Below are 13738 nucleotides of genomic sequence, written 5' to 3'. Positions count from 1 at the left end.
TTTTTGCTGTTCTATTTATAAATGCCGTTGACGGTAACTTTGAAAAGAGCTTCTTTTCCGTTGAGTTCGTCTTTTCCATAGTCTTCCGGGAAAGTGACGGTTACATCTACGCTGTCGCCCGGGTGATGACCGATGAGCTGTTCTTCAAAGTCATCGATGTAAGTATGAGAACCGATCACAAGATCAGCGCCGTTTCCTTTTGTGTTTCCACCTTCAAATTCCACGCCGTCAATGGAGCCGACATAGTCGATATTGACGGTATCACCGTCCTCGATGGTAAGGGAAGTGTCGGTCTGCAAAGAGGCAGAAGCCGAAGTGGAGGCTGATGAGGCGGATGCGGTCGATGAGGCTGTGGAGGTATCCTCCGAGGCACTTTTGGTAGAGAGTCGTTTGGAATCGAGTACGCTGGCAATAATAAGGCCGACGATCACAACGACAATCAGAGCCGGTCCGGCCCAGCTCCAGATCTTTTTGTAATGCGCTACTTTCGCTTCGTGCTCCCGCTCTTTGGCACGCCGTTCCCTGGCAGCTTTTCTGTTTTCTTTGTTCATAAAAAGGATCTCCTTTGCGCTTTTACGACTGCAATCGTATTTTATAATATCAAGTATATCATAAAAATATGGTAAAAGTGTGAAAAAAATAACACGATCCAACATTGTCAATGCTCAAAAATGACGATATAATGAGTGCAAGTGAGTCAAATGAAAATTTATTTTCATTTGACGAACGACGAATGTCGCTTACGCGGCAGCGTAAGATTGAGTGCAAGTGAGCCAAATGAAAATTTATTTTCAGTTGGCGAACGACGAATGTTGCTTACGCGATAGCGTAAGATTGAGTGCAAGTAAGAAAACGCGGCGAGTAAGGGAGTGAATAAAATGGATGACTGGAGTAGTTTCAGAACGACGACATCCGAACAGCAGCGCCTCCGGGCTGCACTTTCCAGCTTTTGTGAATCGCAGGATCTTCCGGAAGAACAGCGAGCCGCATATACTGCATACCTGCGGAAACGCATTCGTCCCGCTGTCGAAATGCTGATTCGTGAGGATGATTTTTCAAAGCTGGAACGTATTCTGCAGACCGGATGGCTGTCCGATGCAGACCGAAAACGTTTTCTCAACCTTGCTGCCGACCAGCAGAAATGGCAGGCTTTCCGTATTCTCCTGAACCGGAGCTCACAGGATCCGATGCAGGAGAATACGGAAAGCAGAAAAACAGAAGCTGCGTTTCAAAAAGAAAAGCCCACAAAAGAAAAAGAAGCGCTGGCGCTCCGGCTTTTCGAAGAAGCCCGCAAAAACCTCTGCTGGTTGTACCCGGAACTTGGTGAAGCGATTCTTTTCTTTCAGCATCAGCCATCCGACAGGACAAAAGCCATCACATCCGACGGTCATACGATATATTTTAACTCCGATTTTGTACTCTGCATGTGTGCCGAAAATTCATCGTTCCTCAAGGAAGGCTATCAGCACCTGCTGCTGGAATGCATCCGCCGGTTTGGGAAAGAAACACCGGAGCCGGAAAAAAAAGAACAGCCCCCGGTTTCATGGCTGATGCCGGAAAAAGAAAAACAGTCTCCGGTTTCATGGCTGGTGCCGGGAAAAGAACCGGAACTTATCGAGTCTTTTCAATCAGTCTGGAAACGTGCTTCCCGCAAGTTGGCGGAAAACTACGGCACCGGCGGCCTGCTGCGAGGCCAGAACCGTGGTGGAAAAAAAGAAACCCTGTCCGGGATCGAAAAAAGAGCGTACGATTACCGCCGCTTCCTGAAACGCTTTACCGTTACCCGCGAGGAAATGGAGCTGGATCTCGACAGCTTCGATCCAGTCGCTTACCATTATGGGCTTATGTATTACGGAAATTTCCCTTTCATCGAGCCGCCGGAGACGCGCGAGGGAAACCGTCTCGAAGAGCTGGTTATCGCGATCGACACATCCGGTTCGTGCAAAAAAGAAATTGTAGCAAAGTTCCTTGGTGAGACGCGCAGCATTCTTGAAGAAAAAGAAAACTTCTTTTCCCGATGGAACGTCTGCCTGATCCAGTGCGACAGCTTCGTGCAGGATGTCACGATGATCCATTCACCGAAAGAATGGGAAGCTTACCGTGAAACAATTATCATCAAGGGCCGAGGCGGAACCGATTTCCGTCCTGTCTTTCAGAAAGTGGAAGAGTTGCGGAAACAGCATGTATTCCGAAACTTAAAAGCGTTGATCTATTTTACCGACGGAGACGGAATTTATCCCGAACAAAAGCCCGATTACGAGACGGCATTCGTCTTTGTCAGACAGACCGAAAAAATGAATCTTGTCCCAAAATGGGCAAAAAAACTGCTGACAGAAGAATGTACTCTTTGAACAAAACTGACAAAAAAGCATCTCGCAAAATCAAACACAGAAAGATTTCGAGAGTACATAAAGAGTGCATAAGATAAGAGAGATCATATGAACATACAAGAAGCAAAAGAGACAATTGAAAAAGCCCTGCGCGCATACTTTGCAAGAGATGAAATTGGTTTTCCGCTGGTTCCGCTCCGGCAGCAGCGTCCCATTCTCCTGATCGGCCCGCCGGGCATCGGAAAAACGGCAATTATGGAGCAGATCGCAGAAGAGTGCGGTGTGGGGCTTGTCGCCTACACGATGACACACCATACGCGTCAGAGTGCCATGGGCCTTCCGGAGATCTGCACACGTGGAATCGAAGGGAAAATGGTACATACAACGGAATACACGATGAGCGAGATCATCGCCTCGATCTATGACTGCATGGAGCAGACCGGAAAGAAGCGGGGTATCCTCTTTCTCGATGAAATTAACTGCGTCTCCGAGACCCTCGCTCCGGTAATGCTGCAGCTTTTGCAGGAGAAAAAATTCGGCAATCAGCACATCCCGGATGACTGGCTGATCGTGGCCGCCGGAAATCCGCCGGAATACAATAAATCTGTGCGGGAATTTGATGTGGCAACGCTTGACCGTGTGCGGAAGATCGAGGTGCTTCCCGAGCTTTCCGTCTGGCTCTCCTACGCAGAGAAAAATCAGATCCACAGCGCCGTGACAACGTACCTTATGGCACACAGTGACCATTTTTATTCTGTTTCGCAGGAAGTGGATGAGAAGCGTTTTGTGACAGCACGCGGCTGGGAGGATTTGTCGGCCGTGCTGAAAAGTTATGAAATCCTGCATTTTCCGGTCGACGAAGCACTGATCGGACAATATTTGCAGGAAGAAAAGACGGCGGAGGAATTCAGCTCGTACTACAGGATTTACGAAAAATATGGACAGGATTACGGTGTGGAGGAGATTCTGACCGGTGCATTTTCCGGAAAATCATGGCACAAAAACAGCAGATGGCGGCAAATGGTTCCGCAGAAGAGCGATCTGTACTGCTGTCTCTGTTTCATGCGGCACTTCGGAAAGAGGCATCCGCCTGCCAGAAGCAGGAGCACACGGCAAAGGAGCTCTCCGAGTGCTTTCGCCAGTTTACCGGGCTTTGCAGGCAGAAAAAAGATGAGACATACGCATCCTGGCTACAACAGAAAGAGCAGGGATTTGCAGTGTGCAAACAGCAGGGACTGCTGAAAAAGGGCGAGAAAGAAACGAATGCGCGGGTCTTGAAAAAGTTAAAAAAACTCGAGGAGACCGCTAAAAAATGTCGCAAAACCGATTCAGATCAGATGAAAGAGCTTTTTGAAACGGTATGTGAACTGGAACAGGAAAAAGTGGAGAAGGAAGTAAAGGATGTGAAACTGCAGATCCGCCGTGCCGCTGAATTTTTACAGAACAGCTTTCCGGGCGGAGCAGAAGTGGTGCTGTTTGAAGCAAATCTGGCGCGAAGTCCAGCGTTACGGAGCTTTTTGATTGAGAAAAGCATGGATGCCGAAGGATAAGCTGCCACTTTGTAAAGAAGAAAATGGTTCTGAAAAGCCCATTTCTGGAGAAAAATGATTTGAAAGGAAGAAAAAGATGAATTATAAAATGATCCTGCAGTACGATGGCACGCGCTATAACGGCTGGCAGAAGCAGGGAAATACGGACAACACGATTCAGGGCAAGCTCGAAACGCTGCTGTCCAGGATCGCAGGAGAGCCGGTGGAGATCCACGGCGCGGGCAGAACCGATGCCGGCGTCCATGCGGCGGGACAGGTCGCAAATGCAAAGTTCCATACGGATCTATCCGATGAAGAACTTCTGCAGACAATCAACCATTATCTGCCGGAAGACATCGAAGTTACCAGCCTCGCGCGGATGCCGGAGCGCTTCCACAGCCGTCTGAATGCGGTGGACAAAACATACGAATACCGTATCGTGATCGATGGCAGAAAGCATGTTTTCGAGCGGAAATACGTGTATTTTCCGGAAGCACCGCTCGATGTGGAAAAAATGAAAGAAGCATCGAAAGCGTTTATCGGAACGTATGATTTCAGGAGCTTCTGTGCCAACAAACGTATGAAAAAATCGACAGTACGGACGATTACCGGAATTGATTTCTGCGAGAAAGACGGGATTCTTATCATTTCCTATACCGGAACCGGTTTTCTGTACCACATGGTGCGGATCCTGACCGGAACACTTGTGGAGGCCGGGATGGGAAAACGGGATATCGCATCAATGATGGAGCTTCTCAAAGCAAAAAACCGCGAAAGTGCGGGTTTTCTTGCACCGGCATGCGGACTCCTGTTAAAAGAAGTCCGATATGAATAACCGAAATAATCAGGGCAATGCACCAGTTTTGTCATAAAAAAACCGAAAAAAGGCTGTGAATTGATAAATGCAGCATAGAAAAGAGAAAGGATGAGGTGAAAAGCATGTTTCAGAAGAAAAGAAATACTTTTCATGGCGGCGTTCACCCGTACGAGGGAAAAGAGCTCTCCAAGGACAAACCGATTGTCAAAGCGCAGCCGGGCAACTTATTGTATTACGCAGTGTCACAGCACATCGGAGCGCCTGCTGTGCCGACCGTACAAAAAGGCGACCATGTAAAAGAGGGACAGAAAATCGCAGAAGCGGGAGGATTTGTTTCGGCTCCTGTTTACGCATCGGTTTCCGGCACGGTAAAAGGAATTGAGAAAAAAGTTTCCGCAGCCGGTTCCCCGGTAGACTGTATCGTTGTGGAGAACGACGGGCTGTATGAAAAAGAAACATTTGAGGAGTGCCCGCACTGGGAAAAACTCGACGCAGATACGATCCGGAACAAGATCAAAGAGGCCGGAATCGTGGGAATGGGAGGTGCAGGCTTTCCGACACACGTCAAGGTATCCCCGAAAGATCCGTCAGCGATTGACCACATTCTCGTCAATGGAGCAGAGTGTGAGCCGTATCTGACGAGCGACTACCGCAGAATGCTCGAGGAGCCGGAAAAGGTGATCGGAGGCTTAAAAATCATGCTGCATATGTTCCCGAAAGCAAAGGGAATCATCTGCATTGAGGACAACAAACCGGACTGTATCGCGAAGTTCCGTGAGCTGGTGCTTCCGGAGGATAACATTGAGGTTCTGGAGCTTAAAACGAAATACCCGCAGGGTGCCGAGCGTATGCTGATCTATGCAGCAACGGGACGAAAGGTAAATTCCTCCATGCTGCCGGCGGACGCGGGCTGTATCGTGGACAACATCGACACCGTAACCGCTATTTACCAGGCAGTCCGCTTCGGCGAACCGCTGATGAGCCGTATCGTTACCGTGACAGGAGATGCCGTACAGAATCCGTGCAACTTTGAAGTGCCGGTCGGCATGCTCTTATCCGAACTTTTAGAGCAGGCAGGTGGTCTGAAAAACGAGGCATCCAAGATCATCTGCGGCGGTCCGATGATGGGAAAAGCCCTGTTTACAATGGAGGTTCCTGTAACCAAGACAACATCTGCACTGACCTGCCTCACCGAGGATGAAGTATCTGCGCTGGCACCATCTGCCTGCATCAACTGCGGACGCTGCGTTTCCGTCTGTCCGGGTCAGATTCTTCCGGCCCGCCTTTCCGTTTTTGCGGAGCACGGAGAGGAAGAGAAGTTCCTGAAATACGGCGGAATGGAGTGCTGTGAATGTGGCTGTTGTTCCTTTATCTGCCCGGCAAGACGTCCGCTGACGCAGGAAATCAGCTCAATGCGTAAAGTGCTTCTGGCAAAGAGAAAGAAGAAATAGGGGGACCTTACATATGAATGGATTATTACACGTATCATCTTCCCCGCACGCACGGTCCAAGGTAACGACGGATAAAATCATGTTTGCCGTCCTGCTTGCCCTTGCCCCGGCAGTCTGCGTGGGAATCTGGAATTTCGGCCTTCGGGCACTGCTTTTGATTGTGATTTCGATGGCAGTCTGTCCCCTGACGGAATATCTGTATGAAAAAGGAATGAAGAAACCGGTGACGATTGCCGACGGCAGTGCACTGGTAACTGGTCTTCTGCTGGCCATGAACATGCCGGTGCAGGCACCTCTTTGGATGCCGGTGATCGGTGGTGTGTTTGCAATTCTCGTTGTAAAACAGCTTTTCGGCGGTCTTGGCCAGAACATCATGAACCCGGCGCTTGCAGGAAGATGTTTCCTTTTGATTTCCTTCCCGGGTCATATGACAAACTTCGCTGCCCCGGCAGCCGCACACCTCGTGGATACTGTATCCGGTGCGACACCGCTCGCCGCAGCAAAAGCAGGAGAGCAGGTGAATCTGCTGTCCATGTTCCTTGGGAATACGGCCGGAACGATCGGTGAGACTTCCGCACTGGCCCTTCTGATTGGCGGCATTTTCCTTGTCTGCATTCATGTGATTGACCTCAATATTCCGCTCATCTACATCGGAACAGAGCTTTTATTTGCCCTGATTTTCGGCGGCCACGGTTTTGATATCAACTTCCTTGGCGCGCATCTTTTTGGCGGTGGTCTGATGCTCGGCGCATGGTTCATGGCAACCGATTACGTTACCCGCCCGATCACAAAGAAGGGACAGTATATCTACGCGGTCATTTTAGGACTTCTGACTGGCGTATTCCGTATCTTTGGAAATTCGGCAGAGGGCGTTTCCTATGCCATCATCTTTACCAACCTTCTGGTTCCGCTCATTGAGCGCGTGACCGTGCCGGTTGGATTCGGAAGAGGAGGCAAGAAAAAAGCATGAACAAAATTATAAAAAACGCACTGATTCTTGCGGCGATTACGCTGATTGCCGGCCTGCTTCTCGGTGCGGCCCACCAGGTAACCTTAGAGCCGATCCAGAAACAGCAGGAAAAAGAAAAACAGGAATCCTGTCAGAACGTATTCCCGGAGGCAGCTTCCTTTGAAGAAGTAACAATGAGCGATGCACAACAGGCAGAGCTTACGGCAGCACTGATCGGCCACGGTTTTGAAGCACAGACGATTGACGAACTGCTGCTTGCAAAAGACGCATCCGGCGCGACGATCGGCCTGGTTGAGATCATCTCCACAACCGAAGGCTATGGCGGCGGCATGCAGTTCTCGATGGGAATTGCATCGGACGGAACGACAAAAGGAATCTCTTTCCTGTCACTTTCCGAGACGGCCGGCCTTGGTATGCGTGCCGACACAGACGATTTCAAGAATCAGTTCAAGGATAAAAACGTAGAAGCATTCTCCTACACAAAATCCGGCGCATCCGCGGATGATGAAATCGATGCGCTGAGCGGAGCAACTCTGACAACGAACGCTGTAACAAACGGTGTCAATGCAGGAATCTGCTGTTTTAACTACTGCAACGAATCCGGTCTGCTTTCCGGAGAGGGAGGGAACTCATGAGAAAAGATACGCCGCTGGAACGGCTTTATAATGGTATCATAAAAGAAAACCCGACCTTCGTCATGATGCTGGGTATGTGTCCGACGCTTGCGGTTACCACTTCTGCAAAGAACGGTATCGGCATGGGCCTTGCGACGATGGTCATCCTGACCGCCTCCAACCTGATGATTTCCCTGCTTCGGAAAATCATCCCGGACGGCGTGCGTATGCCAGCATACATCGTTGTTGTGGCATCGTTTGTAACCATCGTGGAATTTTTGATGGAAGGTTTTATTCCGGCACTCTATTCCGCCCTTGGCATCTACATCCCGCTGATCGTTGTAAACTGTATCATCCTGGGACGCGCCGAGGCATATGCTGGAAAACATGGTCCGATCCCGTCTTTATTTGATGGTATCGGCATGGGCCTTGGATTTACCGTCGGCCTGACCCTGATCGGTATGTTTCGTGAGCTGATCGGAGCCGGAACCCTGTTCGGTATCCAGGTAATGCCGAGTGCTTACGAGCCGGTCAACATCTTCATCATGGCGCCGGGTGCATTCCTTGTGCTGGCAATGCTCGTTGCGGTGCAGAACCGCATCAAACGCCAGAAGTCAGAGAAAACCGGAAAACCGGCAGTCCCGGCAGAAGAGACCGGCTGTATGGCATGCGCCAATAAGGCATACTGCCAGGCTGTGAAAGGAAAGGAGGAAGCGAAATGAAAGAACTGATTTTAATTGCGATCGGTGCGGCGCTGGTCAATAACGTTGTCTTAAGCCAGTTCCTCGGCATCTGTGCTTTCCTCGGTGTTTCCAAAAAGATGGATACGGCGGCCGGCATGGGCGGAGCGGTTATTTTTGTCCTCACGATTTCTTCATTTGTGACAAGTCTGATTTACAAATTTATCCTGGCACCGGCAGAACTTGATTATCTGAAAACGATCGTTTTCATTCTTGTCATCGCGGCGCTGGTACAGCTCGTTGAGATGTTCCTGAAAAAGACGATTCCGTCTCTGTACCGAGCGCTCGGCGTTTACCTTCCGCTGATTACAACAAACTGCGCGGTACTCGGTGTGGCACTCATCAACGTACAGAAGGATTACACGATTCTGCAGGGTACGGTTTACGGTCTGGCAACCGCAATCGGCTTTACAATTGCCATGGTGCTGATGGCCGGCCTGCGGGAAAAGATGGAGTACAACGATATCCCGGAGTCATTCAAAGGAATGCCGATCGTTCTTCTTACGGCTATGCTGATGTCAATGGCATTTATGGGATTTTCCGGAATGATCTAGGAGGGATGAAGAGATGAATGGTATTTTAGCAGCCACCCTGATGGTGGGTGGAACCGGCCTTTTGATTGGTATTCTCCTTGGAATTGCCGGAAAGAAGTTTTATGTGGAAGTGGACGAGCGCGAGACGAAGGTCCGTGAAGCGCTGCCGGGCAACAACTGCGGCGGCTGTGGTTACCCGGGCTGTGACGGAGCGGCGGCTGCAGTGGTAAAGGGTGAAGCCCCGATTTCGGTCTGTCCGGTCGGCGGAGCGCCGGTTGCGGCAGCGATCGGTGCCATTATGGGACAGGAAGCCGGAGCACAGGAGCGCAGAAAAGCAGTGGTACGGTGCGCCGGTACGTGTGACGTGGCAAAGAACAAGTATGAATACACGGGTGCAAGGGACTGCTCCTACGCTGGTTTTGTACCGGGCGGCGGTCCGAAGAGCTGCGGAAACGGATGTCTTGGTTTTGGAAACTGCGTGAAGGCATGTAAGTTTGATGCGATCCATATTGAAAACGGCATTGCCGTTGTGGACGGCGAAGCGTGCAAGGCATGCGGTGCCTGCGTGAAGGCCTGTCCGAGAAATCTGATCGACCTGATTCCGTATGAGCAGAGGATCACGGTGAAATGCCGCTCAACCGAGAAGGGCAAGGCGGTGATGGCAGCGTGTGAGATCGGCTGTATCGGATGTAAGAAGTGCGAGAAGAACTGCCCGTCGGATGCAATTCACGTTGTGGACCAGCGCGCGGAGATCGACCCGGCAAAATGTACAGGCTGCGGCCTCTGCGCGGAGAACTGCCCGCGGAAGTGTATTATGGTAGAAAAATAAAAATGAGAAATTCCATGCTGTGGGAGGGAACTTCTGCGGCGTGGAATTTTTGCTTTTCGGTGATATCGTGTTAGCCAATGCCGGTGGTGGCTGGCTTGACTTGAATTTGGGAAAATGATAAACTGAAAGTCAGAAAACGAGGGGCAAAAAGCTAAAAAAATATAAAATGGCAGAAAGGACGGGGCAAAAGTATGACAATGACAATGGATGAACTGATGAAAGTGCTCGATATGCAGGAGGATATTCTGCAGTTTACGCATTTTACAAATGCAGACGCATGGGAACTGGGAACGATGATCCTGATGGAGGCAAGACGGCGCGGAGCACAGGTTGGCATCATGATCCGCAGAAGCAACGGGGAAGTTGTATTCCAGTATTGTGATAACGGCATTACGCCGCACAATGTGGAGCTGATGAGACGGAAGAGCAATTCGGTGCTTCTGACGGAGCGGAGTTCGCTGCAACTCTACATGGCAGCGACGAATGCGCCGGAGAGCGTAAAACAGATGGTACTGGACCCGAAGGAATACGCAATGCTGGGCGGAGGTTTTCCGATCTGCGTGGAAGAAGTCGGCGTTGTGGCAACCGTAGCAGTGTCCGGCATGGGACAGGTTTCGGATCATGATGTGATTGTGAAATGCATCAGCAAATATTTGCATATCGATGAAGTACCGAGAATCAGAACTGTATGAAAATGATGATTGAAACTAAATTTTGTGTATGATACAATGTCACCGGCAAAAAGACATGACAGTTCCATCAGGGACAACAAAACCCCCGTGAGCGGCAACTCACGGGGGTTGGTTTATGTCAGCAGGTTTTGCATATCTTCCGGCAGTGGTGCGTGGAAGTTTAAGGGTTCTCCGGTGATCGGATGGACGAAGGAGAGCGATGCAGAGTGAAGTGCCTGGCGGGGGAAAGTGCCGGGAGTTTTGTTGTAGAGGGTATCGCCGAGCAGCGGATGGCCGATGTAAGCCATGTGGACGCGGATCTGGTGGGTGCGGCCGGTTTCGAGATTGAGTTCGAGGTGGGAGAAAACGGAGCAGTGCGCGAGGGTGCGGTAATGGGTTACGGAGCGCTCGCCGGAGGCAAAGTCGACGGTGCGCTGGATGAGGGAGCCGTTGAGGCGGGCGATCGGTGCGTCGATGGTGCCGGATGCAGCGGTTTCGCCGAGGGCGAAGGCCTGATACGTGCGGTGGATTTCGCGGGAGCGCATGGCCTGGGAGAGGACGGCGGCGCTTAAGGCGTGCTTGGCGAGCACGATAAGGCCGGTGGTGTCGCGGTCGAGGCGGTTGATGCAGCGGTAGACGAAGGGTTCACCTTTCTGTTCAAAATACCATGCAATGCCGTTTGCCAGCGTATTTTCATAATTTCCAATCGACGGATGAATCGGCGTATCAGCGGGTTTATCCACAACGAGGATGTCGTCATCCTCATACACAACCGAAAACGGAACCGGCCGCGGCAGAATTCCGTCGGAGGGTTCTGTTTCGACAAGGTGCGTTTCGATCACATCCCCGGCGTGCACGGCCTGGCTCGTCCAGGCGCGGACGCCGTTTCGGAAAATGCCGTCCTCTGTGCGTTTTAGCCCGTAATAATATGGCGCGAATATCCATGCCGGCGGAGAAACCATTCCACAGTCAGATTTTCCCGTTCCTCCTCCGGCGAAACCACATATGTAAACCTGTGTCCCATACACAAAACCTCCGTTTCTATAGCTTTTTTATCGAATGAACCCCGTCATTTCGGGCAAAATTTCAAAAAGAGACTTTCCCAGTCTTTCGCAAGTATAGCCGAAAACAGATGGAAAAGCAAGAAACTTACCTTTCTATAGCGAAAATATAAAAAAGTATAAAAGTTTCATGAAATGTCAGAATTTGATTGATTTTAGCGAAAGAAAAGTTTATGCTACTAAAAAAGAAAGAAAATCAAGAAACAGGAGGGGATACAGATGAAACAGGTGCAAAAACCGAAAAAACCCATAATTTTTTATTATGTGATTGCGCTGATCGTCATTCTGCTGTTAAATCTTCTGCTTTTCCCGAGACTTCTCGAGCCAAAAGTAACAGAAGTTGATTACGGAAAATTTTTGCAGATGGTAGATAACAACGAAATCAGCGAAGTCCAGATCCAGTCAAATGAGATTATTTTCAGCGACAAATCAAGCCCGGCGAATTATTATAAGACGGGTGTGATGAATGATTACAAGCTGGTAGATCGTTTATATGAGGCAGGTATTACCGAATTCGGAACGCCGATCATAGAGCAGATGTCGCCACTCATGGAATTTCTTTTAACATGGGTAATACCGATCGTTGTGATGGTTGCGCTCGGACAGTGGCTGATGAAACGCATGACGAGCAAGATGATGGGCGGCATGGGAAATGCGATGAGCTTTGGAAAGAGCAACGCCAAGGTTTATGTACAGTCCGAAACCGGCATTAAATTTGCAGATGTTGCCGGAGAGGATGAGGCAAAAGAAATTTTACAGGAGATTGTTGACTTCCTGCATAATCCCAAAAAATATGAAGAAATTGGTGCAAAAATGCCGAAAGGAGCACTGCTTGTCGGCCCTCCAGGAACCGGTAAAACGCTGCTTGCAAAGGCAGTAGCCGGAGAGGCAAATGTTCCGTTCTTCTCCATTTCCGGTTCTGAGTTTGTCGAGATGTTCGTCGGCATGGGAGCTGCGAAGGTGCGTGACCTGTTCCAGCAGGCAAATGAGAAAGCACCGTGTATCGTCTTTATCGATGAGATCGATACCGTCGGCAAAAAACGTGACGGCGGCGGATTCTCCGGAAACGACGAGCGTGAGCAGACCCTGAACCAGCTGCTTGCCGAGATGGATGGATTCGATGGAAAGAAAGGCGTTGTCATTCTGGCAGCGACGAACCGTCCGGATTCCCTGGACCCGGCACTTCTTCGTCCGGGCCGTTTCGACCGCCGTGTGCCGGTTGAACTGCCTGACTTAAAAGGCCGTGAGGAAATCCTGAAAGTCCATGCGAAAAACATCCGCGTGGGCGACAATGTCGATTACAATGCGATCGCACGTATGGCATCCGGTGCTTCTGGTGCAGAACTTGCCAATATGATCAACGAGGCAGCACTCCGTGCCGTCCGTGATGGAAGAAAATTCGTCACCCAGGCGGATCTGGAGGAGAGCGTTGAGGTTGTCATCGCCGGATACCAGAAGAAGAATAAGATCATGACCGACAAAGAGAAACTGATCGTTTCCTACCACGAGGTCGGCCATGCACTCGTCGCAGCACTGCAGAGCCATTCCGCTCCGGTTACGAAGATCACCATTATCCCGCGTACGTCCGGCGCCCTCGGCTATACGATGCAGGTGGATGAAGATGAGCACAACCTGATGAGCCGCGAAGAGCTGGAAAACAAGATTGCAACCCTGACCGGCGGCCGTGTGGCAGAGGATCTGGTGTTCCATTCCATCACGACAGGTGCTTCGAACGATATCGAGCAGGCAACGAAGGTGGCAAGATCCATGATCACCCGCTTCGGTATGAACGAGGAATTTGGTATGGTTGCATTTGAGACGGTAACGAACCAGTACCTCGGCGGTGACACTTCCCTGGCATGCTCCGAATCGACAGCAGCACAGATTGATGAGAAGGTTGTTGCAGCAGTCAGAAAACAGTACGACAAAGCAGAGCAGCTCTTAAAAGATAACATGCCGAAACTCCACGAGCTGGCAAAATATCTGTATGAGAAAGAGACAATCACAGGTGATGAGTTTATGGAAATCCTGAATTTATCCCCGGATCAGCTCACGACAACGAGAATGGAAACAAACTAAAAAGCGATAAAAGCAGATGAGAATCCCGCGTTACTGTTCACCCAGCAGTGAAACACTTGCTGTTTCACTGCGTAAGAAAGTGATTCACGAATCCCGCGTTTCAAGGCGACTTCA

At 50.2% G+C, this 13738-nt stretch carries 14 protein-coding genes; 12 read left to right on the top strand and 2 right to left on the bottom strand.

The window, feature by feature from the left end; translation table 11 throughout:
- Positions 1-11 precede the first annotated feature (11 nt).
- Positions 12-551, bottom strand: coding sequence for an FKBP-type peptidyl-prolyl cis-trans isomerase (locus tag DXA93_RS19410; protein WP_330427240.1), 540 nt, complete (start codon positions 549-551; stop codon positions 12-14).
- 327 nt (positions 552-878) lie between these two features.
- Here DXA93_RS19410 and DXA93_RS03710 point away from each other — a divergent pair, with 327 nt between their 5' ends.
- The 11 genes from DXA93_RS03710 (at position 879) to DXA93_RS03660 (ending at position 10505) form a co-directional block, all read left to right on the top strand.
- The gene (locus DXA93_RS03710) at positions 879-2351 is read left to right on the top strand and encodes a vWA domain-containing protein (RefSeq protein WP_117760790.1); all 1473 of its coding nucleotides are present in this window, start codon (positions 879-881) and stop codon (positions 2349-2351) included.
- Between the two features lie 87 nt (positions 2352-2438).
- On the top strand, positions 2439-3572 hold the full coding sequence (locus tag DXA93_RS03705; protein WP_119207745.1) for an ATP-binding protein: 1134 nt from the start codon (positions 2439-2441) through the stop codon (positions 3570-3572).
- Positions 3548-3880: a hypothetical protein gene (locus DXA93_RS03700; protein WP_119207744.1), complete on the top strand. Its 333-nt coding sequence runs from the start codon at positions 3548-3550 to the stop codon at positions 3878-3880. Before DXA93_RS03705 ends, DXA93_RS03700 begins: the two co-directional genes overlap by 25 nt.
- 76 nt (positions 3881-3956) lie before the next feature.
- Positions 3957-4694: a tRNA pseudouridine(38-40) synthase TruA gene (gene truA / locus DXA93_RS03695; RefSeq protein WP_117509425.1), complete on the top strand. Its 738-nt coding sequence runs from the start codon at positions 3957-3959 to the stop codon at positions 4692-4694.
- 104 nt (positions 4695-4798) lie between these two features.
- A complete protein-coding gene (gene rsxC / locus DXA93_RS03690; protein ID WP_119207743.1) occupies positions 4799-6127 on the top strand; it encodes an electron transport complex subunit RsxC in 1329 nt (442 codons plus the stop codon).
- Positions 6128-6140: 13 nt separating this feature from the next.
- Entirely contained in the window at positions 6141-7097 is a 957-nt protein-coding gene (locus DXA93_RS03685; RefSeq protein WP_118659610.1) for an RnfABCDGE type electron transport complex subunit D, read from the top strand.
- On the top strand, positions 7094-7732 hold the full coding sequence (locus DXA93_RS03680; RefSeq protein WP_118640217.1) for an FMN-binding protein: 639 nt from the start codon (positions 7094-7096) through the stop codon (positions 7730-7732). The genes DXA93_RS03685 and DXA93_RS03680 overlap by 4 nt, the downstream gene beginning before the upstream one ends.
- Positions 7729-8433, top strand: coding sequence for an electron transport complex subunit RsxE (gene rsxE / locus DXA93_RS03675; RefSeq protein ID WP_022461369.1), 705 nt, complete (start codon positions 7729-7731; stop codon positions 8431-8433). Before DXA93_RS03680 ends, rsxE begins: the two co-directional genes overlap by 4 nt.
- A complete protein-coding gene (rsxA, locus tag DXA93_RS03670) occupies positions 8430-9005 on the top strand; it encodes an electron transport complex subunit RsxA (RefSeq protein WP_022461368.1) in 576 nt (191 codons plus the stop codon). The genes rsxE and rsxA overlap by 4 nt, the downstream gene beginning before the upstream one ends.
- A 13-nt stretch (positions 9006-9018) precedes the next feature.
- Positions 9019-9813: an RnfABCDGE type electron transport complex subunit B gene (locus tag DXA93_RS03665; RefSeq protein WP_117509259.1), complete on the top strand. Its 795-nt coding sequence runs from the start codon at positions 9019-9021 to the stop codon at positions 9811-9813.
- Positions 9814-10004: 191 nt separating this feature from the next.
- Positions 10005-10505, top strand: a complete 501-nt coding sequence (locus DXA93_RS03660) for a heme-degrading domain-containing protein (RefSeq protein ID WP_022461366.1) — start codon at positions 10005-10007, stop codon at positions 10503-10505.
- A 113-nt stretch (positions 10506-10618) separates the two neighbouring features.
- Here the strand turns inward: DXA93_RS03660 and DXA93_RS03655 are convergent, their stop codons facing one another.
- Entirely contained in the window at positions 10619-11512 is an 894-nt protein-coding gene (locus DXA93_RS03655; protein ID WP_330427239.1) for an RluA family pseudouridine synthase, read from the bottom strand.
- Between the two features lie 252 nt (positions 11513-11764).
- Between DXA93_RS03655 and ftsH the strand changes: the two genes are divergently transcribed.
- Positions 11765-13624 (top strand): ATP-dependent zinc metalloprotease FtsH, encoded by a 1860-nt coding sequence (ftsH, locus tag DXA93_RS03650; RefSeq protein ID WP_055219468.1) that lies wholly within the window; start codon positions 11765-11767, stop codon positions 13622-13624.
- Positions 13625-13738 lie beyond the last annotated feature (114 nt).

The organism is Blautia sp. OF09-25XD (assembly GCF_003482095.1).
GTDB lineage: Bacteria > Bacillota > Clostridia > Lachnospirales > Lachnospiraceae > Fusicatenibacter > Fusicatenibacter saccharivorans.
The sequence above is the reverse complement of the archived record's forward strand: the minus strand, read 5'-3'. Positions and strand labels throughout refer to the sequence as shown.